Below are 20,315 nucleotides of genomic sequence, written 5' to 3' on the forward strand. Positions count from 1 at the left end.
TATTCGCCAGTTAAAATAATACACGACTAACAATATATCCGTGATAAGTATAGAAAATTAACCTATCGCTGGATTAATTCGGGGGAGAAAATGGATGACGGAGCCATACTGCGGCGGTCGGAGACCGAACGGACTCCCGTTCGCGGCGTCGGGAGAACGTCGGCCTCCGGTGCGAAGACGGTGAAGCGTCCGGCTTCACAGACCCGGAATCGGCGTTACCTCGGTCGTCGCTGGAGGTCGGCTCAGTCGTCGCTGGAGTCGTAGCCGAGCGCGGCGGCGGCGTCGAGCAGGCCCGCGCCGGACTCGTTGTCGCCGAGACCGATGTCCTCGGCCGTGTCCTTCAGCTGCTGGCGGGTGGTCGCGGCGTCGTTGCCGTCGGCGATGAGCTGACCCGCGGCACCGGCGACGTGGGGGCACGCCATCGAGGTGCCCGAGAACGTGTCGTAGCCGCCGGGAATCGTCGAGTAGACGTCGCTTCCGGGCGCTGCGATCTCGACCTCCGACCCGGTCGAGGAGAAGCTCGAGAGCTCGTCGCTGTCGTTGGTCGAGCTGACCGCCATGACCTCGTCGTAGGCGGCGGGGTGACCGACACAGTCGGTACACTCGCCGTCGTTACCGGCCGCGGCCACGAGGAACACGCCCTCACTGGCGGCGTACTCGACCGCGTCCTTGAGCGTCGACGAGGCGTCGCCGCCGAGGCTCATCGAGGCGACGTCCCAGCCCTGGTCGGCGACGTACTCGATGCCCGCCGCGATGTCGGACATCGAACCGCCACCGCCACAGTCCAGCACCTTGACGGCGTGGAGGGTCGCCTCGGTCGAGACGCCCACGACGCCCTCGGAGTTGTCGACCCCGTCGGCGGTCCCGGCGCAGTGGGTGCCGTGGTCGTTGTCGTCGTCCCACGGCTCGTTACAGGCGTTGTCGTTGCCCTGGAACGAACAGCTTCCGGTGAAGCCGCCGGTGCCACACTCGACGAACGCCTTGCCCGCGCCGAGGTTGGCCTGGAGGTCGGGGTGGTCGGAGTCGATACCCGTGTCGATGATGGCGATGTCGGTACCCTCGCCCGTGTTCCCGTTGGCGTGAGCCACCTCGGCGTCGACGCGGTCGACGCCCCACGGGAGGTCCTGAGCCAGCGCGTGCATCGTGCCGTTCTCCTCGACGTAGCGGATGTTGGGGTTGCTCTCCAGCGCCGTAGCCGCCTTCTTCGGCAGGCGGAGCGTGAGAGCGTCGATGGAGTTGAACTCCCGGACCGTCTCGTCGGCCTTGTCGAGGGCGGCACCGCGCCCGCGGTCGGACTTGAACCCGACGTTGACTTCGACCGTGTCGTCGGGCTTGGCGGCCGCGAGACCGCTTCCCGCCGCGGTCGCCACCGACGCACCGGCCAGCTTCAGTACATTACGCCTCGAAACACCATTGTCATTACCCAGCATGACGTGTGATAATTAGACCCATGAGGTATAAGTTTTACTAATCTACTTTTGTCATTAAAATAAGTAGATTACCATAATATTGTTTGTTGGGACGAGAGCGCAACCACTCGCCGAATCGAACGCCACACATTTACCGAGTCGATGCCTACCGGGAGGCGTGCAGATCGTCGGCTACGAGACCGAGAGCGAAGACGGCGGTCCGGCGCTCCTCGTCGGCGATGACGGACGCGTCCGACGCGAGCGCCTGACCCCGGGCCGCGACCTCGCCTACTCGCTCGGTCGGCGGCGGTGCGCCGGGGCCCTCGACGGGACGACCCACCGCGAGTGCGACGCCACAGACGCCCCGTTCTGCGAGGCGCACGCCTCTACGTGGGTCTGCGCGCGGTGTACCGGCACCTGTCTCAAGGACGAGATGGACTGCCACGAGGACCACGCGATATATCTCGCCGCCTTCGCGCCCGCGACGTTCAAGGTCGGGGTCACCCGCGAGTGGCGGCTCCGGACTCGCCTGCGCGAGCAGGGGGCCGACCGCGCGGCCCACCTCCGGACCGTCTCGAACGGCCGCGTCGCCCGCGAGATAGAGTCCCGAATCGCCCGCGAGTACACCGACCGGGTCCGGGTCCCCGACAAGATAGACGGCCTCCACCGCGAGGTGGACGAGTCGGCGTGGTCGGCGACGCTCGCGGCGTTCGACCACGAGGCGACGTTCGAGTTCGACTACGGCCTCGCTCTCGACTCGGGGCCGGTCCCCGAGACGATGGCGACCGGGGAGGTGGTCGGGGTTCAGGGTCGGGTGCTGGTCCTGGAACGCGGCGAGACGACCTACGCGGTGGACCTCCGGGACCTCGTGGGCTACGAGGTCCGCGAGGAAGCGAGCGACAGGGCGTTGCAGTCGAGTCTGGCCGCGTTCTGACTCGGTCTCGGACGGCGGCGAAGTACCGTAATCGACAAGAATCGCGACTGCGACTCCCCGCTAATGGCCCCGTCACGGCGTCGCCGACTGCTCGGGCTCGTCTCGGCGGCCGCGGCGAACCTGCTCCCGCTGGTGGGCGTGGCCTTCTGGGGGTGGTCGCTCGGCGCGCTCGTGGCGGTGTACTGGTTCGAACTCGGCGTCCTGCTGGGGTGGGCGGTCGTCCGGGCGGTGTTCGCCCAGCGACCGTCGGAGTTCTCCAACGACGCGCTCCTCGTCACGGCGGCCGAGCACAAGCGCGGGGGTCTCTCGGTTCCCGGAACGCATATCCTTGTCCGGGTCCAGCACCTCCCGGCCCTCGCGCTCCTGGTCCCGGTCCTCGCGTTGCTGTGGCTGTTCGTCGGCGCGGTGGTGCTCGCGGGTCTCGAACGCACCGCGGGCGGCGGCCCGCTCGTGCCGCCGCGGGCCCACGCGACGGTCGGGGTCGGGGTCCTCGGCGTCGTCGCGAGCCAGAGCGTCTCGACCGTCTCGGAGTACTTCCTGTCGCGCAGATACCGCGAGGTCAACGCCCAGATGGCTCTCCAGTCGGCGCTGTGGCCCATCTTGGTGACTGGCGTCGTGCTGATGGTCGGGACCGCCGCGGTCCGGGCCACCGAGTCCGGTCTAGTCCTGCTCGGCCTGCTCGTCGGCACCAAACTGCTGTTCGACCTCGCGGGCGTCTACCGCGACCGACTCCGGGCGTTCGACGAGCGGACGCGCCTCGACTTCGGGTGGGCCTACGACCCGCCGGAGTGGCCGTCCGTAGACGGCCACTCCGGCCCCGCCGAGACGGTCCGACCCGAGGCGCTCGCGGTCGCGGCCGACGGGGTCGTTCGGGGGTTCGCGTCGGTGGGGGCGGTACTGCTCGTCGCGCTCCTCACGGTCGCCGCGCTCGGGTTCGGTCTGTCGGGAGCCGGTGACGCGGCCGGATTCTTCGGTGCGGTCGCCGCCGCGCTCGCCAGCGCGTTCGCGCTGGCTGGCGTCGCCGACCGCGCTATCCGGTACCTGCCGATGGAGTACCGGGTCGACGGCGACGTGGTGGGCTACGACCGACTCCTCGGCGAACCCCAGTGGCGGGTTCCGGCGTGGAAGGTCGCCCGCGCGGAGCCCGAACGGACCGGAGTCGACCGACTGTTCGGGACCGAGACGCTCGAAATCGACCACGACGACCGGACCGTCCGTCTCGTTCACCTCCCGGACGCGGCGGCCGTCCGGCCGCCCGCGTCCGACGGAAGTCCGGAGTCTCGTGGAAAATGCAGGGCCGACCGCGAAACCGACGCGACCGACTCCGGGGCCGACGCGACCGCCGGAACCGACGCGAACCGGACGCGATAGCTCAGTCCAGTTCCAGCCCGCGAATCGCCACCGAATCGCCCTCCCGGACCTCGCCGACGACGCGGCCGTCGGTCTCGTCGGCCAGCGACTCGGCGTCGTCCTCGGGGAGCGCCACCACGAACCCGGTGCCCATGTTGAACGTCCGGTGCATCTCCTCGTCGCCGACGTTGCCCTCCTCCTGCACGAACTCGAAGACCGGCTGGGCGTCGAAGGGGTCCGTTATCTCGTAGCGGAACTCGCCCATCCGAGAGAGGTTGGTCCACCCGCCGCCGGTGACGTGGGCCGCGGCGTGGACCTCGCGCTCCCGAAGCGCGGGCAGGAGGTAGGTGTAGAGCCGGGTGGGTTCGAGCAGGACCTCGCCCACGGTTCGGTCGGGGTCGAGCGGGAACGGGTCGTCGTAGCCGTGCTCGCGGGTCGCGGCCTCCCGCGCCAGCGTCAGGCCGTTCGAGTGGATGCCGCTGGAGGGGAACCCCACCAGCGCGTCGCCGACCTCGGCCTCGCCCGGGAAGACGGCGTCCTTCGGAGCGAGTCCCGCGCACGCGCCCGCGAGGTCGAGTCCCTTGATGACCTCGGGCATCACCGCGGTCTCGCCGCCCACGAGCGCGACGCCCGCCTCCTCGGCCCCGGCCGAGAGTCCCTCGCCGACCTGCTCGGAGAACTGCTCGGTGGGTTCCTCGACCGCGAGGTAGTCGACGAACGCGACCGGTTCGACCCCGCTCGCGACGAGGTCGTTTGCGTTCATCGCGATGCAGTCGATGCCGACCGTCGAGTAGTCGCCCAGCGCCTCTGCAACGAGCAGTTTCGTGCCGACGCCGTCGGTCGCCAGCGCGAGGTAGCGGTCGCCGATGTCGAGCAGTCCCGCGTACTCGCTCTCGTCGATGTCGCCGACCGCGCCGACCAGCGCCGCGGTGGCGGCCTCGCTGGCCTCGATGTCCACCCCGGCGTCGGCGTAGGTGAGTTCCTCGTCGTCGCTCATGGTCGAACCGGCGCGCGCGGCGAGTAAAGTTCCACCGTTTGCGCTCGACCGCTCCGGTCGAGCGCAAACGGCCGAACGCGGTTCCTGTCAGGGCCCGCCCACAGCGCACTTGGTGCGATAGGTCGGTGACACGAGTATGAGCGAGACCCTGACCGAGAGCGACGAGGGCAAGCGCGTCGTGGGCCCCGAAGGCGAACTACTCGGCACGATAGACGAGGTCGACGCGGGAGTCGCCCACGTCGAACCCGACGCGGGCGACTACGAGACCGTCAAGCGATACCTCAACTGGGAGGACTCGGCGAACGACGACTACACGTTTCGGGAAAGCGCAGTCGAAGAGATATCCGACGACGAAGTGGTCCTAAAAGACGAGGAATGAGTCGCGGTCTCGCAGTCACGTAACCGAGCGAAAGACGCCGCTCACCATGCGTACCTTTTTGTCGGATGAAATGTTACTAGGTACCTCATGACGGGGGGTATGTCAGACCGTGACGGGTCAACGAACAGTTCACTCGGTGATTCGAGCGACGTAATCGACCGCCGGACCGTCCTCGCGTCCGGCGCGGCGCTGGGCGGAATCGCACTCGCGGGGTGTACGGGGTCCATCGGGGGCAGTGGGTCCGGACAGGAGACGACCAACGTGGCCATCGTGTCGAGCCCGGCCGGATTCGACGACAGCGCGTTCAACGACCTCGCGCTCGAAGGCCTCCAGACCGCCGCCGAGGAGTACGACATCGAGATCAACGAGGTCGAGGAGACCGAGCAGGCCCAGTACCAGTCGACGCAGGCCGAACTCGCCCAGAGCGGCGACTACGACCTCATCGTCCTCGTGTCGTACAACCACACCGAGGCGCTGACCCAGAACGCGGTCGACTACCCCGACCAGAACTGGATGCTCATCAACGACCACGTCGACGAGCCGAACGTGGCGGGGTATACGTGGGCCAACCACGAGATGTCGTACCTCGCGGGCGTCCTCGGCGGGACGATGACGACCGAGGAACTCTCCCACGAGGGGAGCGAGACCGACCCCGAGGGGACCCAGATCGGCTTCGTCGGCGGCGTCGACGAGTCGCTCATCAACGCGTTCGAGCAGTCCTACGTGGCGGGCGCGGAGTGGGTCAACGAGGACGTGGAGGTCGACGTCGGGTACATCGGCGACTACACAGACACCGACACCGCAGCCGACATCGCGAGTTCTCAGTACGACGCCGGGGCCGACATCGTCTACCACGCCGCCGCGGCCGCGGGCCGCGGCGTCTTCGAGGCCGCACAGGACAACGGCCGGTTCGCCATCGGCGTCGACGCCGACCAGTCCCAGACGCTCCCGGACTTCCAGGACGTGATCCTCGGCTCCGCCGTGAAGTACATCAACGAGGGCACCCGCGAGGTCGCGGTCGCGGTCGCCGAGGGCAACTTCGACAGCGTCACCGGGGCCAACACCCTCGGACTGGAGGAGGAAGCCGTCGACTGCGTCATCGGACAGGCGTTCGAGGGCGAACTCCCCGACGCAGTCGGCGAGAACCTCGACGAGGCCAAGCAGGGCATCGCCGACGGCGACATCGAGGTGCCGTGTACCGCGTCGGGTTGCGACTGATTCCCAGACACCCTCTCTTCGATCTATGACACCCTATCCCCACTATGGCGGGGAGTAACGCACAGGCCGCCGTCCGGCTCGAAGGCATCACCAAGCGCTTCGGCGACGTCGTGGCGAACGACGACGTGGACTTCTCGCTGGAGCGCGGGACGGTCCACGCCCTGCTCGGCGAGAACGGGTCGGGCAAGACCACGCTGATGAGCGTCCTCTACGGGCTGTACGACCAGGACGCCGGGACCATCCACGTCGACGGCGAACCGCGGAGCTTCGACTCGCCCCGCGACGCGATGGACGCCGGAATCGGGATGATACACCAGCACTTCCAGCTCGTGGAGCCGATGACCGTCCTCCAGAACGTCATCCTCGGCCACGAGCCGACCGAGCGCGGTCTGGTCGACGAGGAGACGGCCAGAGAGGACATCGCGGATATCTCCTCGCGCTACGACTTCGACGTGGACCGCCACCTCGACACGCCTGTCCGGGACCTCGACCTCGGCGTGCGCCAGCGCGTCGAGATAGTAAAGAGCCTCTATCGGGGGGCCGACGTGCTCGTCCTCGACGAGCCGACCGCGGTCCTCACCCCCCAGGAGGTCGAGGGGCTGTTCGAGGTGATGGCCGAACTCACCGCGTCGGGTCGCTCGCTCGTGTTCATCACCCACAAGCTCGACGAGGCGCTGGCGTCGGCCGACGAGATCACCGTCCTCCGGGACGGGAGCGCCGTCGGCACCGTCCCCGCCGACTCGACCACCGAGCAGGAACTCGCCCGGATGATGGTCGGCCGCGAGATAGACTTCGAGCGCAAGCCCCGCGAGACGACGCCGGGCGACCCGGTGCTGGAAGTCGCGGACCTCCGCGTCCGGGGCGACCGCGGCCTCGAACGGGTCCGGGGCGTCGACCTCACCGTCCGGGAGGGCGAGATTCTGGGCGTCGCGGGGGTCCAGGGCAACGGCCAGACCGAACTGGTCGAGGCGCTCACGGGTCTCCGGTCGGCCGAGTCGGGGACCGTCCGGTTCGACGGCGAGGGCATCACCGCGCGGAGTCGCAGACGGCGCATCGAGGACGGCATCGCCTACGTGCCCGAGGACCGCCACACCGAGGGGTTGGTGCTGGACTACGACCTCGTCCGGAACGCCCTGCTCGGGAACCAGACCATCGAACCGTACGCAAACCGCGGCTTCCTCGACTGGGGGGCGGTCCGCGACCACGCCGAGGACATCGTCGCCGAGTACGACGTTCAGCCGCGGAACCCCGACGCGCGGGCGGCCTCGCTGTCGGGCGGCAATCAGCAGAAGTTCATCGTGGGCCGGGAGATCGAACACGACCCCGACGTGCTGGTCGCGGCCCACCCCACCCGCGGGGTCGACATCGGCTCCATCGAGTTCATCCACGACCGACTGCTCGAACTCCGCGACGAGGGACTCGCCATCGTGTTCGTCTCCTCGAAGCTCGACGAGGTCCGGAAGCTCTCGGACCGCATCTCGGTCATGTACGAGGGGGAGTTCATCGACACGGTCGACCCCGAGGGCGTGACCGAGGAGGAACTCGGCCTGCTGATGGCCGGACACGGCCGCGACGGGGACGAGGAGACCGACGAGCGAGTGACGGAAACGCCCGGGGACGAAACGACCGAAACGCCCGGGGACGAAACGACCGAAACGCCCGGGGATGAAACGACCGAAACGCCCGAGAGCGAACTCGACGGGGTGTCCGAGCGTGAGTAGCGACTCGACCGGCGGCCGCGCGGTCCTCGACCGCGCGGCCGCCCGCATGCTGAACGCGACGGTGCTCCAGCGACTCGCCATCGCGGTCGCCTCGACCGCGATGGCGTTGCTGATCGGGCTGGTCGTCGTGGCCGCGGCCGGGTACGACCCGGTCGCGTTCCTCGCCGACGTGTTCGAGGGCGCGTTCGGCGACGAGAACGCCGTCGCGCGCACGCTCAAGTTCACGACGCTGTTCGTGCTGACCGGCGTCGCGGTCGCCGTCGCGTTCCGGGCGGGCGTGTTCAACATCGGCGTGCAGGGCCAGTTCGTCGTCGGGGGGTTCGCCGCCGTCGTCTCCATCCTCTGGCTCGCGCCGTTCCTGCCCGAGGGCGGGGTCGGCGGTCTCGCGCTGATGCTGCTCGGAACGCTCGCGGCGGTCGTCGCCGGTGGCGCGTACGCCGCGATACCCGGCGTGCTGAAGGCCTACGCCGACGCCAACGAGATCATCACCACCATCATGCTCAACTTCATCGCGGTCGGGGTCGTCGGGTGGCTCGTCGAGGGGCCGGTCCGCGGCGAGGGCCAGCGCGCGCCCAACACCGACCGCATCCCGGAGTACGTCGAACTCCCCCGAGTCGTGTACGACACGCCCGACTTCTCGGTCGTCGGTCTCGGCGTCGCGCTCGCGGTCGTCGGACTCGTCGCGGTCGTCATGATGCGGACCCGGTTCGGCTACGACATGGTGACCAGCGGCCATCAGGAGTCGGCCGCGGCGTACTCGGGCGTCGACGCCAAGCGGACCGTCGTCGCGACCATGGCCCTCTCGGGGATGGTCGCTGGCGTCGCGGGCGCGGTGTTCGCCATCATGATTCAGGGCTACTACAGCGACCCGGCGGGCGTCGGGACCTACGGCTTCGACGCCATCGCGGTCAGCCTGCTCGCGGCGAACAACCCCCTCGGCGTGGTCCCGGCGGGTCTGCTGTTCGGCGGCCTCGACTCGGCCGGGAGCCACATCCGCATCAACACCGACGTGCCGGTCCAGCTCATCGACGGCATCGTCGGCCTCGTCGTGCTGTTCGTGGCCGCGCCCGAGCTGTTCCGGATGGCCGCCGCCCGAACCGGCCTCGGAGGTGACGACCGGTGAGCGTCGCCGACTACGCCGCCCGGAACCGGACGCGGCTCGGTGGTGCCGCCGTCGCGGTCGTTCTGGCCGGGGTGGTCGCGGTCGCGCTGGACGTGCCGGTCGCGGCCCTCTTCACGGTCGGGTTCGTCGAGCGGTCGCTTCAGGCGGCGACCCCCATCGCCTTGGCTGCCGTCGGCGGCCTCTACGCCGAGAAGAGCGGCGTGTTCAACATCGGGCTGGAGGGGTTCATGATATTCGGCGCGGTCAACGCCGCGGCGGTCGTGGCCCTGCTCGGCGGGGAGTCGCCCACGCAGGCCGACCTCTGGGTCGCCATGCTCGCCGCGGTAGTCATCGGTCTGGCCTACACCCTCGTCTTCGCTGTGCTGACCATCCGGTACAAGGCCGACCAGATCGTCGCGGGGCTCGCGGTCTGGTTCCTCGGCCTCGGTTTCGGTCCGTTTACCGCCGCACTCCTCTGGGGAAGCCGCAACAGCGGCCGACTCGTGAGCGTCGACGACGTGACCGTGCCCGTCCTCGCCGAGATACCCGTCGTCGGTCCCATCCTCTTCGACACGTCGCCGCTGGTGGTCCTGACCGCCCTGTCCGTCGGGGTCGCGTGGGTCGTCCTCTACCGGACCCGATACGGCTACTGGCTACAGGCCGCGGGCGAGAACCCCGAGGCACTCGACACCGCGGGCGTCAGCGTCACCCGCGTCCGGTACGCCGCGGTGCTGTTCTCGGGCGCGATGGCGGCGCTCGGCGGCGCAGTCCTGCTCGCCCACTCGGGGTCGTTCACCGGCACCGGCGACACGATGGTCAACGGTCGGGGGTGGATAGCCATCGTGGCCTACCTGTTCGGCAACTACAACCCCCTCGGGGCGGGTGCGGCCGCGCTCCTGTTCGGGGGGCTGGACATGCTCCAGATACAGTTCCAGACCGCCGGAATCGAGCTTCCCAACAGGCTCGTGAACCTCTTCCCGTACGCGGCGGTCGTCGTGGTGCTGTCGGTCTGGGGGTCGACCCGGATGCCCGCGGCGGTCGGCGAGTCCTACGAGAGCGAGGAGTAGATCGGGGTCGATTTTTCGCGTGTGTGGCACTCGGACTCGTTTTCTCCTCGTACGTCGGTTTCACGACGATTGAACTACAAGAACTGTCTCACGTCGGACGTATCGAACAGTTCTCCGGTTAGCTCCTCATAGAAGGCTTCCTCGGACCCGATGTTCGCATATCTGCTCTGAACGCATCTCGCTTGTCGCTTTTCCACGCCCGCCTTCTCGTATTCGTGTTCGGAGACACCCAAGAGGATGACCACGTTGTCGAAATCGGAAAGGTATGCGAGATTCTGGAGTATCACGCCGAAGATACGCATTTCGTCACCGCATCGAAACACTTTGAGATCACCGTACTGCTTATACACCAATTTCGTTGGCGTGTACCCCGCTTCAGTAATCTCCAGTAACTGCGTTTGGACGTACTCGGATTGCTCCCGAGTGAGGTCCGAAATCTCACCGAGGACTGACGGCGGAATCGCGATTCGGTTCTCCTCGTCGAGACTGACCGGCACTACCGCCTTCTTTCCGCGGGAGAAACTTAAACAACCAGATTAGAATCGGGTTAGCTCTGGAAGGCTTCCCTGACTTCCTGTGCCGAGGTGAACTCGAAATCGAGGGCCTCTTCGATGGCCCGGTCGATATTCTCTTGGGCCTCGTCTTCCGTGTCCTCGTCTCGGACCTCGACGCTCATACGTATCCTGACGTACTCGTAACTAATCAGTATTTCGGACGTCTCCGTAATCGACCCTCGACTGAGGAGGATGGACGGTTCATGGGTAGAGAAGCCCTCAGAACAGGAAGAGCGCCCACGCCGCCAGCGCGAAACACGGAATCCCGAACCCCGCGAACGCCCCGAGGCTCCAGTCCTTGACGGTCGCGCCGTCGAGCGGCCCGAACGGGATCATGTTGAACCCCGCGAGCAGGAAGTTGATGACGACGCCGAGATGGCCGATCTCCCCGACGAACGACCCCGCGAACGCGAGCGGGAGGAACAGGAGTCCGAGCGCGACGTTGGTCAGCGGCCCGGCCAGCGCGATGAGGCCGTTCTCCCGGGGCGTGATGCGGCCGCGGTGGTAGACCGCGCCGGGCGCGGCGAACAGGAACCCCGCCATCCCGCCCGCGACGGCGAGAAACAGCATACCGTAGTCGGCGCGGAACTCCGCGACCTGTCCGAACCGGATCGCGACGACCTTGTGGGCGAGTTCGTGGAGCAGGAATCCCACCCCCGCGGTCACGAGGCTCAGGCCGAACACCCCCGCGAACTCGGTCGGGTCGACGGCGTTCGGCGTACCGAGCAACTGCTCGACCAGCCGCCGATTGAGGAAGAACGCGAACGCCACGCCGAGCGCCGCCCACGCCACGAGGAGGTCCTGAATCTCCTTCCCGCTGAATCTGATGTTCGCGCTCATGTCAGGGCATCGACGATGAGCTCGGCGCTGTTGCGCGCGCCCTCAAGCATCAGCTGGGATATCTCGTTCACGCCGCCGACCTCCGCGCCGAGCAGGGGAAGCACCACGAACGGGAACAGGAGGCTGGCGACCATGCTCCCGACGTTGGTCATCGCCACGATGGCGATGAGACGGAACAGGGGCACGTCGAGCATGTCGGCGAGCAGTTCCCGCAGCGGGGTCTCCTCGTCCTTCATGAGTTCGTTGAGCCTGCCGATGTCTCCGACGTTGACCGCGGTGTGGCGTAGCTCCATGTACCCCGCGAACCACCCCGGTGCGAGCAGTGGGTTGACGCTGGTGAGCCACGCCACCGCGCCGCCGACGCCCGCGCTCGACCACCGCGCGCCCGCGAGCTTCGCGAGCGAGAACGCGAAGACGCCGTTGAACAGGAACCACGCCGCGAACACCTCGATGAGGAAGCCCTGCCGGACCCCGGCCATCGCCAGCAGGATGAAGAACGCGACGAAGCCGAACGTGATGAGGTAGCCGAACAGCTTGAAGGGTGAGAACCGGCTCCCCGATTCGGTTCCCACGAGCTCCTCCATCGGCGGTAGCGTCTCGGGATTCCGGAGGTACTCCTCGATTCCCTCGCGGTGGCCAGCGCCCACGACCGCGACCACGCGGTGGCCCGCCTTCCGGAGCGCCACCAGCTTGTGGGCGATGAAGGCGTCGCGCTCGTCGATGAGCGCCGCCGCGCCGCCGGGAGAGAACTGGCGGAACTCCTCCATCATCGCGGTCACCACGTCGCCGTCGGTGAGCTCTTCGATGTCGAACTCCTCGTCGTCGGGTTCGCCGCCGACCCCGACCATCGCGAGACACAGCTCCCAGACCATCCGGAGCTTCTCGAAGAACGACATCCGCGCCCAGAAGCGCTGGATGGTGGTCTGGATGTCGCGGTCGACCAGCGCCACCCCGCTTCCCACCCGCTCGGCGGCGTCGACCGCCGCCTGCATGTCCGCGCCGGGTTCGATGTCGAACCGGTCGCCCATCCGGGCCTGAACGTACGACAGCATCCAGTAGGCGATGAACTGGAAGACGGTGTTGCCTTCGAGGAGGTCGGAGGGTTCGAGGTCGTCGGCCACCTCGCCCTGCATCTGGCGGAACCGTCCCTCGTCGAGTTCGACCGCGACCGTGTCGGGTCGCTCCTCTTCGATCACCTCTTGGACCTCCTCGACGCTCTCGGCGGAGACGTGGGCGGTCCCGACGACGCGGACGGACCCCTCGCCGCCCCCGTCGTCCAACTCGACTGTGTCGGTCATCGTTCGGGTTACACGCCGTCCCTTTTTACCGTTGTCGGTGACCGAGCGTTTTCTTACCGGTATCCAGAACCGGATATTTACGGGCGGCGTTCCGGTCGGTCTCGTCGCGGAACTGTCGATAATTCCGCGGTTACCCCGGATAAGGCCCGCAATAACAATGACTGCCCGACCCCACGGTTACGACGAGAACCCCTCGACATGAACCGCCGACGACTCCTCCAGTCGGCCGGGGTGGTGGGGATGGCGTCGCTGGCCGGATGTCCCGACACCGGTGACCGACGGCCCGACTCCGCACCCACCGACGCGCCGGTCGCCAGAGACGGGTTCGACCGCGCGGTGAACGTCGCCGACGCGGGCGCCGACACCGACGGGAGCGAACCCATCGACGACCTCGTGGCCGAGCAGGCCGCCCGAGGCGGCCTGCTCGTCTTCCCGGACGGCGAGTACCGACTGGGTCACGTCGAACTGGAGAACGTCGGTCGGTTCGGGATGGTCGCCGAAGACGGCGCAGACCCCACGATACTCCCGGCATCCCCCGCCTCCGAGATGGGCCACACCATGCTCGAAGTCCTCGGGGCCGACTCGTTCCTGTTCGAGGGCATCTCCTTCGACTTCCGCGAGGAGGGGTACGGCGGCCGGATGCACGTCATGGCCGACCGAACCCTCGCGGTCCGGAACCTCCGGGTACGGGGCACCTACCCGCCGAGCGCCATCGGCTTCCACTTCGGAGTGACGGGCGAGAACGGCCGGGGACTCGTCGAGAACCTCGTCGCCCGCGGCGGCGGCCGACAGGGCGGCCGGTCGGTCGGCGTCTTCGTCGACCGGACCCACGCGGGCGAACTCACCTTCCGGAACTGCCACCTTGAGAACTTCCCGAACAACGGCCTGTACGCCTCCGCGTCGGGCAACACCGGCCAGTACGAGGGGAGCGACGGCAGGATTCGAGTGCTCGGTGGCTTCTACCGGAACAACAACATCGCGGGTATCCGCATCGGGGGTCCCGAGGCACTCGTCAGGCGCGCGACCATCGTGGTCGACGACGTGCCCCCGCACAACGACCTGAACGCCCGCGGCCTGCTCGTCCGGAACGGGACCGGCCACCGCATCGAGGAGTGCAACATCGTGGTCGGACCGGAAGCGGGCTACAGCCTCGGTGCCGTCGCGTTCAACGCCGACGCCGGACGGGCGACCTTCCGGGACAGTCGCATCGTGATGAACCGCAACGGGATTCCGGCGGTGTTCGCGCCGTCGCCCTCGAAGTCCGAGTACGACCCGTCCGGGCCGGTGTTCGAGAACGTCTCGATAACCGGCCGGGCTGGCGGTGCCGAGACCGTGGTCGTGCGCGACCGAAACCGAAGCGCGTTCCGGAACTGCGAGGTCGTCCAGTCGGGCGACAACCGCGCGGGCATCTGGTTCGACGGGGCCGACGACGGACTGGTCGCCGACACCACCATCGACGTGACCGGCATCCCGATACAGGAGATAGAGTCCTCGGTCCGGCGACGCAGCGTGAACGTGGTCCAGCCATGAGCCAGGAGACGACGCGCCCCCGCCGCGACGCCGCGACCGACCTCCCGACGCTGTCGGTCGTGGTCATCGCGCGCAACGAGGAGCGTCGTATCGAACGGTGTCTGGAGTCGGTGCTGGCGGCGGCCGAACCGTTCGACGCCGAGACCATCGTCGTGGACTCGAACTCGACCGACCGGACCGCCGAACTCGCCGCCGACTACCCCGCGACCGTCTTCCGGATTCCGACCGACGACCTCTCGAACCCATCGGCGGGCCGGTACGTCGGCGGGGCCGTCGCCGAGGGCGAGCAGGTGCTGTTCGTCGACGGCGACATCGTGGTCGAGGACGGCGACTGGCTGGAGACCGCCTCGCGGATGGTGGCCGCCGACCCCCGCCTCGCGGGGGTCGACGGCCACCTCGACGAGCGACCCCACGAGGACTCCGCTTCGGACCGACCCGAGGAGGTCGGGTGGATACGGGGGGTCGCGCTCTACGACGCCGACGCGCTCGCGGCGGTCGGGGGGTTCGACCCCTACCTGCGCGCGGTCGAGGACCTCCACCTCGGCCACGAACTCACCGCCGCTGGCTACCGATTCCGGCGGCTTCAGACCGTGGTGGGCCACCAGATACGCGACGACGCGGGACTCCACGAGCCGTTCCGGCGGTGGGAGCGGGGGTTCTTCGACGGCGTCGCCGACGCCCTCGCTCGGTCGGCCGACTCGCCGTCCCTGCTTGCCAAGCACCTCTGGCGGCTCCGCTACGCCGTCCTCACGGGAGTGTGGCTGGTCGTCGGGGTCGCGTCGCTGGTCGCGCTCCCCGCGTTCGCGGTCTGGGCGGCGGTCTCGGCGGTCGCGGTGGCCGCGCTGGTCCGTCTCAAGGGGCCGACGCTCGCCTACAAGGTGGTGATGGGATGGGTATCGGTCGCGCTCGCGGCGGTGCTGTACGACTGGTCGCCCCCGCCCGACCCCGAGGAGTACCCGCTGGACCGCGTCGAGCGCGTGGCGTCGGGACCCCGACTCGGGTGAGATTCCGATGGGACGGAGCCTCACGAGCGCGTTCCTGTCGATATTCAGCGCGCGAATCGCCACCACCGCGGTCACGCTCGTCACCCTCCCCATCATCGTCCGGGTGCTGGGCCCCGACAGCTACGGCGACTACGCCTTCCTGCTGTCGGTGTTCGCCATCGTGATGACGTTCGTCAGCTCCGGGGTGACCGAGGGCGTCCAGAAGTACGTCGGCGAGGACCGCGAGGCGGCGTGGCGCGAGCACGTCGTGGGGTTCTACCTCAGGCTGGCGGTCGCGCTCGCGGTCGTCGGCGCTCTCGGGACCGCGGCGTTCGCCCTGTTCGGCCCGGTCGAGCGCCTGCTCGACGCCCGGTTCCGGACGTACTTCCTCCTGCTCGGGGCGTTCATGTTCGCGGCCCAGCTCCGGTCGTTCGTCCGGCGGTCGCTGATGGGGATGGAACTGGAGCGCTACACCGAACCCCTGCGGGTGGCGTACGCGATTTCGTGGGTGACCATCGGCCTCCTGCTGGCGACCGCGGGGTGGGGCGTCGCGGGTCTGCTGGTCGGCAACATCGTCGCGTGCCTCGCCATCGCAGCGGTCGGCGGGGTGCTACTGGCCCGGCGACTCTCGATACGGGAGACCCTCTCGGCGACCCCCCGGTCGTTCCCGCGCGACGAACTGCTGTGGTTCAACGCGCTCAACATCGTGCTGGTCCTCCTGATGAAGTCGCTGTACAACGTCGACGTGGTCATGCTCCGGACCCTCGGCGGGAGCGAGATGACCGGCCACTACAAGTCGGCGCTGGTCATCGCGGAGTACCTCTGGTTCGTCCCGGTCTCGTTGCAGACCGTCCTGCTCCACTCGACCTCGGGGCTCTGGGCCGAGGACCGCCGGGACCGCATCGAGGCGCTGACCGCCCGCATCACCCGGTACACCCTCCTGCTGACCTGCCTGCTCGCGCTCGGCATCGCGGCGCTCGCGGGCCGGTTCGTGCCCCTCTACTACGGCCCGGCGTTCGCAGAGGCGGTCACGCCGCTGCGGGTCCTCCTGCCGGGCGTGGTGGCGTTCGCGGTCGTCCACCCGATGTACGCGGTCTCGCAGGCCAACGGCAACCTCAAGCCGCTGGTGGCGGCGACCGCCGGGTCGGCGCTGTTGAACGTCGCCCTCAACGCCGCGCTCATCCCGGCCTACGGGATGGTCGGGGCCGCGGTCGCCACCGGAATCGGCTACGGTTCGATGCTGGCGTTCCACGTCAGGAGCGCCCGCCACCTCGGGTTCGACCCGCTGGCCGACCTCCGGGCGGGGCGGGTCGCCCTCACGGCCGGGGTCGCCGCGGTACCCGTCTTCGGGGCGACCCTGTTGCTCGACGACCTGCTCGCGCTGGCGGTCGTCCCGCCGCTCGGGTTCGCGGTCTACGCGTGGACCGCGGTGGCGACCGGCGCGATAACCGCCGACGAACTCGCCGACCTCGCGGGGGCGCTACCGGTGTCGGTCCCCGCGAGCGTGCGGTCGTTCGCGTCGTCGCTCGTTCCGCACGCCGGGGAGGGCGGTCGGGAGTGACTGGGGGGAGTCCGGAGACGCTCCCCGAAGACCGCGGTGAATCGACCGACTGGGTCGGGGGAAATGAGACGTTAGCCCGCGAGACGCGCGCTCGCGTCGGAGGTAACGAGCGTATAACAAAAGTCGCGCTCGCTGTAGCGCCCGACAGCAACGTCTGTCTACCGACGCGATGCCGGTCGCGTCCGGAGTTCGAGGCGAAAGACAATGAGACACAGGGGGATACATGAGCAGTAGCGAAACGTTGCGGGGCCGGATCGCCGAGCGCCGCCTCGACGTGCTCGCGGCCGTCGCGGGGCTGACGGTCGCGGTGCTTTTGTTCCCGCTCCGGTTTCTCGCGTCGCAGGTGTACGTCGATACCATCCCCATCGTCGTCGGGGTCGCCTGCCTGCTGTACCTGCTGACGACCCGCGAACCGACCTACGGGACCGGCTTCCCGGAGCTGTCCGGCGCGTTCGGTCGGGTCTCGGCGGGGCTGGTGATCGCGGGAATCGGCGTCCTCGCGGCCCTGGGCGTCCGGCTCGGCGGCCGGACGCCCGCCTTCCTCGCGCTCGCGGGGGCGGTCGGGACCCTCCTTTTGGTCCAGATCGCGTTCGTCCGCGAGTCCGACCTCGACGCCCGCCTCGTGCTGGCCCAGATACTCGGTCTCTCGGTCGTCGTCCGGTTCGTCGCGCTGTACACGACGCCGGGTCTGGTCGGGGTCGACAGCTGGTCGCACGTCTACCACTACGCCGACATGGTGCTGGCGGCGAACTCGCTCGAAGCCATCGCGGAGTTCAAGTACTACGCCGCGCCGCTGTACCACCTCCTCGTGGTCGCCACCGCGGAGGTGCTGAGCGTGTCGCTCCGACAGGCGCTGTTCCTCTCGGTCGGGTCGCTGATGGCGCTGGTCGTGCTGTTCGTCTACGCGACCGCGCGGTTCTTCGTGCCCGCCCGGTGGGCGCTGTTCGCCGCGGCGGGAATCGCGGTCGCAGACGAGGTCCTGCTGTGGAGCATCCACCTCATTCCCACGAGTCTGGGGCTGTTCCTGTTCGCGGCAATCGTCTACACGATGGCGCGGCTGTTCTACACCGACTCGACCCGGCGCAACCTCGCGCTGTTGGTGGCGTTCAGCGTCGCGGTCATCCTCACCCACCAGGTGTCGTCGTTCATCACGCTCGTGCTCATCACCTCGGGCGTGCTCGCCCAGTTGCTGGTGCGGCTCTCGGCCGCCCAGAGCTGGATACCCATCGGTGGCGACGGCGACGAGGAGATAAACACGGTCAACCTCCTCGGGGTGCTCATCTTCGACCTCGGATTCCTGGTGTTCATGTGGTCGATAACGCCGTACGGAAACGGGTCGTTCCTCGAAACCACGGTTACGTGGCTACTCATCGCCTTGGAGGACTCCGCGGCGTTCCTCAACCTCGCCAGCAGTGGGGCCAGCGCGGGCGGGGGCGGCGGCGAGTCGTCGTTCCTGATGGACGTGGCGACGTACATGGACGCGGTCGGGAAGCTGCTGTTGCTGTTCGTCACCGTGGTCGGGAGCCTCGTGGCGCTCCGGCGCAGCCACACTCGCCAGCGCGCCTACACCTTCGTCGGTGCCATCGGCTTCATGCTGTTCTTCTCGTTCGGGTTCCCGCTGTTCGGCATCCGGACCTTCCTGCCGGGCCGGTGGTTCGCGTTCGTCTACGTGCTGATGGCCATCGTTGGCGTCATCGGGCTGAGCTACCTCGCGCGGAGCCTTCCGCGCGAGGTAGCGGTGGCGCTACTCCTGATGTTCGCCGCGGTGTTCCCGACGATGATGCTGGTGTCCTCGCGGGGGACGCCCGACGACCCGGTCATGACGGGCCAGCGCGCGAGTCCGGCCTACACGCAGGCCGAAATCGCCGCGGTGTGGACCGTCGAGGAGATACGCCCCCACCCCGACGAGTTCCTCTACACCGACCACCCGTACAAGGCGGTGTTCCAGCGGACCAACGTCCATCCGACCGAGCAGTTGCGGTTGGGCGACGACGGGAGACCGCCCGACGACCCCGCGCTCGTCGTCTACCGGCGCTACCAGTCCTACGGAGCGTCGTACTTCGAGGGGCCGGACGGCGTCGAATCCATCCGCAACGTCTCGCCCGGACAGCTCTGTGGCTCGGACGCGAGTCGCGTCTACTCGAACGGCGACGTGCGGATGTGCATGACCGAGGACGTCGCGGCCTGACGACCGCGGGAAAACGGAGCTCCCGGGAGAAGACCCGAGCTACTCGCCCTCGGACTCGTGGATGGTGTCGAGCCGGAGGGTCACGCTGCGGTAGGCCGACGCGCCGGTCGGTTCGTCCGGAACCGAACCCCGAAACAGCATGACGTGGAGGCGGACGTTCTCGGTCGCGTCGGGCGTGAACTCGACCGAGACGTTCTCGCGCTCGCCGTCGTCGAGGCTCACTTCGGTTCGCTGGACCTCGGTCGCGCTCTCGACCGCGAGTCCGTCGTCGGTCTCCTCGACGTCCTGCAACTGTGCCACCATGGCGTAGGTCGTCGGCTGGCCCTCGTGGTTCCGGACCCCGACCGCGAGCGACGCGGGTTCGCCGTCGGCGAACTCGGGGTAGTCGTCGGCGACGAGCGTGCCGTTCTCGTCCTCGCTGAGCAGATACAGCTCTGTGAACTGGTCGCCGGGCTGGGGGGCCGCCACCGCGTAGCCGATGCCCGCGAGCGCGACCACCACCCCGACCGCGAAGACGGCGTTCGCGACGGGGTGGCCGCCGTCCGAGTCGGCCGCCGACGCGGCGTCTCCCGACGACTCCGCAGCCTCACCTCCCTTCGACTCCGGCCCGTCCGAGAACAGCGGCGAGGCGCTGGGCAGGAGGGTCGGGGCGAACCGGTCGCCGGGCGGGAGCCGCCAGCGCCGGACCGAGCCGAGGAGACACCCGACCAGCGTGACCCCGGCGACGGCGAGTACCAGCGGTTCGACCCGGATTCCCCACGGCGTGAAGTTGAGCGCCAGCGCGACGGTCGGGGTGACGACCGCGCTGACCCCGACCGCGAGCGTGAGGCGTTCGAGCGCGTCGATGCCCCGGCGGGCCCGGAACTGGAACCGGGGGGCCATCGGCTCGCCCTCTGGGTCGAGCCGTTCGACTGCGGGCTCGTGGCCGGGGAACAGCACCGAGACCACGGCGTAGCCGGGGAGGACGAGCAGGAAGGCGAGGCCGAGCGCGACCGTGGTCAGCCGGGCGGCTATCGCGCCCGGCGACGCGTCTGCGAGCTCGGCCAGCGGGACGCTCGACTCGGCGTTCAGGACGAGCGCCGCCGCGAGCGCGGTCAGGCAGGCGACCGCCACGAGGTCGAATGGCACCCGGCGGGTCAGGGCTCGCGCGCTCATCGTCCCTCGCGGGGCCAGCGGTCGCCTTC

18 protein-coding genes are annotated in these 20,315 nt (G+C 68.6%); 11 read left to right on the top strand and 7 right to left on the bottom strand.

Going from position 1 to position 20,315, the window contains the following annotated elements; all coding sequences use genetic code 11:
* Window positions 1-242: 242 nt before the first annotated feature.
* Window positions 243-1,430, bottom strand: a complete 1,188-nt coding sequence (locus tag NGM10_RS14440; protein WP_253479899.1) for a S8 family peptidase — start codon at window positions 1,428-1,430, stop codon at window positions 243-245.
* Between the two features lie 157 nt (window positions 1,431-1,587).
* Between NGM10_RS14440 and NGM10_RS14445 the strand changes: the two genes are divergently transcribed.
* Entirely contained in the window at window positions 1,588-2,343 is a 756-nt protein-coding gene (locus NGM10_RS14445) for a DUF2797 domain-containing protein (RefSeq protein WP_253479901.1), read from the top strand.
* A gap of 63 nt (window positions 2,344-2,406) precedes the next feature.
* Window positions 2,407-3,714: a DUF6498-containing protein gene (locus NGM10_RS14450; protein WP_253479902.1), complete on the top strand. Its 1,308-nt coding sequence runs from the start codon at window positions 2,407-2,409 to the stop codon at window positions 3,712-3,714.
* Between the two features lies 1 nt (window position 3,715).
* On the opposite strand, the gene purM is transcribed toward NGM10_RS14450, so the two are convergent.
* On the bottom strand, window positions 3,716-4,690 hold the full coding sequence (gene purM, locus NGM10_RS14455; protein ID WP_253479904.1) for a phosphoribosylformylglycinamidine cyclo-ligase: 975 nt from the start codon (window positions 4,688-4,690) through the stop codon (window positions 3,716-3,718).
* A 136-nt stretch (window positions 4,691-4,826) separates the two neighbouring features.
* Between purM and NGM10_RS14460 the strand changes: the two genes are divergently transcribed.
* The 5 genes from NGM10_RS14460 to NGM10_RS14480 all read left to right on the top strand — a co-directional run bounded on the left by NGM10_RS14460 (window position 4,827) and on the right by NGM10_RS14480 (window position 10,177).
* Complete coding sequence (locus NGM10_RS14460; RefSeq protein ID WP_253479906.1) at window positions 4,827-5,069, top strand: DUF8593 domain-containing protein; 243 nt, start codon at window positions 4,827-4,829, stop codon at window positions 5,067-5,069.
* 99 nt (window positions 5,070-5,168) lie between these two features.
* Entirely contained in the window at window positions 5,169-6,287 is a 1,119-nt protein-coding gene (locus NGM10_RS14465) for a BMP family lipoprotein (protein WP_253479908.1), read from the top strand.
* A 44-nt stretch (window positions 6,288-6,331) separates the two neighbouring features.
* The gene (locus tag NGM10_RS14470; protein ID WP_253479910.1) at window positions 6,332-8,008 is read left to right on the top strand and encodes an ABC transporter ATP-binding protein; all 1,677 of its coding nucleotides are present in this window, start codon (window positions 6,332-6,334) and stop codon (window positions 8,006-8,008) included.
* Between the two features lie 46 nt (window positions 8,009-8,054).
* Window positions 8,055-9,131: an ABC transporter permease gene (locus tag NGM10_RS14475; protein WP_368408673.1), complete on the top strand. Its 1,077-nt coding sequence runs from the start codon at window positions 8,055-8,057 to the stop codon at window positions 9,129-9,131.
* Window positions 9,128-10,177, top strand: coding sequence for an ABC transporter permease (locus NGM10_RS14480; protein ID WP_253479916.1), 1,050 nt, complete (start codon window positions 9,128-9,130; stop codon window positions 10,175-10,177). Before NGM10_RS14475 ends, NGM10_RS14480 begins: the two co-directional genes overlap by 4 nt.
* Before the next feature lie 74 nt (window positions 10,178-10,251).
* On the opposite strand, the gene NGM10_RS14485 is transcribed toward NGM10_RS14480, so the two are convergent.
* The 4 genes from NGM10_RS14485 to NGM10_RS14495 form a co-directional block, all read right to left on the bottom strand.
* A complete protein-coding gene (locus NGM10_RS14485; RefSeq protein ID WP_253479919.1) occupies window positions 10,252-10,674 on the bottom strand; it encodes a hypothetical protein in 423 nt (140 codons plus the stop codon).
* Between the two features lie 50 nt (window positions 10,675-10,724).
* Window positions 10,725-10,853: a hypothetical protein gene (locus tag NGM10_RS18210; protein WP_256504298.1), complete on the bottom strand. Its 129-nt coding sequence runs from the start codon at window positions 10,851-10,853 to the stop codon at window positions 10,725-10,727.
* Between the two features lie 97 nt (window positions 10,854-10,950).
* Entirely contained in the window at window positions 10,951-11,571 is a 621-nt protein-coding gene (locus tag NGM10_RS14490; RefSeq protein WP_253479922.1) for a zinc metalloprotease, read from the bottom strand.
* On the bottom strand, window positions 11,568-12,869 hold the full coding sequence (locus NGM10_RS14495) for a TraB/GumN family protein (protein ID WP_253479924.1): 1,302 nt from the start codon (window positions 12,867-12,869) through the stop codon (window positions 11,568-11,570). The genes NGM10_RS14490 and NGM10_RS14495 overlap by 4 nt, the downstream gene beginning before the upstream one ends.
* A 198-nt stretch (window positions 12,870-13,067) precedes the next feature.
* Between NGM10_RS14495 and NGM10_RS14500 the strand changes: the two genes are divergently transcribed.
* The 4 genes from NGM10_RS14500 (at window position 13,068) to NGM10_RS14515 (ending at window position 19,131) form a co-directional block, all read left to right on the top strand.
* Entirely contained in the window at window positions 13,068-14,399 is a 1,332-nt protein-coding gene (locus NGM10_RS14500) for a right-handed parallel beta-helix repeat-containing protein (RefSeq protein WP_253479926.1), read from the top strand.
* Window positions 14,396-15,403, top strand: coding sequence for a glycosyltransferase family 2 protein (locus NGM10_RS14505; protein WP_253479927.1), 1,008 nt, complete (start codon window positions 14,396-14,398; stop codon window positions 15,401-15,403). The genes NGM10_RS14500 and NGM10_RS14505 overlap by 4 nt, the downstream gene beginning before the upstream one ends.
* Window positions 15,404-15,410: 7 nt before the next feature.
* Window positions 15,411-16,943, top strand: a complete 1,533-nt coding sequence (locus NGM10_RS14510; protein WP_253479929.1) for an oligosaccharide flippase family protein — start codon at window positions 15,411-15,413, stop codon at window positions 16,941-16,943.
* A gap of 223 nt (window positions 16,944-17,166) precedes the next feature.
* The gene (locus tag NGM10_RS14515) at window positions 17,167-19,131 is read left to right on the top strand and encodes a putative glycosyltransferase family protein (RefSeq protein ID WP_253479930.1); all 1,965 of its coding nucleotides are present in this window, start codon (window positions 17,167-17,169) and stop codon (window positions 19,129-19,131) included.
* Window positions 19,132-19,170: 39 nt separating this feature from the next.
* Here the strand turns inward: NGM10_RS14515 and NGM10_RS14520 are convergent, their stop codons facing one another.
* Window positions 19,171-20,286, bottom strand: a complete 1,116-nt coding sequence (locus tag NGM10_RS14520; protein WP_253479932.1) for a DUF1616 domain-containing protein — start codon at window positions 20,284-20,286, stop codon at window positions 19,171-19,173.
* Between the last annotated feature and the right edge of the window lie 29 nt (window positions 20,287-20,315).

The organism is Halorussus salilacus (assembly GCF_024138125.1).
In the GTDB taxonomy this organism is placed as follows: Archaea; Halobacteriota; Halobacteria; order Halobacteriales; family Haladaptataceae; genus Halorussus; species Halorussus salilacus.